The 240-nt window shown below is 35.4% G+C and carries 1 protein-coding gene; it reads right to left on the bottom strand.

The features are described 5' to 3' along the window. On the bottom strand, positions 1–240 hold a 240-nt coding region (locus KVT11_RS20485), incomplete at both ends, for a GNAT family N-acetyltransferase (protein ID WP_217609210.1).

Raw genomic sequence — 240 nt, 5'->3', positions numbered from 1 at the left:
CTTCTTTCGCATACCCTTTTCCCCAATATTTAGGTAATAACCAATAACCAATTTCAATTTCCTCTTTTCCATTTATTTGCTGCTTAACTAATCCTGCATGACCAATTCGTATTCCCGTTTCCTTTTCAATCAATACAAATAAACCGAGACCGTTTTCATGGCTAGGAATCACCCACTCTTCCAAACTTTTTTTACACTGCATATATGTTTTTAACGTCCCATTTCCAATATAGCGCATTA

Origin of the sequence: Bacillus sp. GbtcB10, assembly GCF_019091365.1 — a bacterium.
Taxonomy (GTDB): domain Bacteria; phylum Bacillota; class Bacilli; order Bacillales; family Bacillaceae; genus Bacillus; species Bacillus altitudinis.
This window is presented reverse-complemented; position numbering and strand designations above follow the sequence as displayed.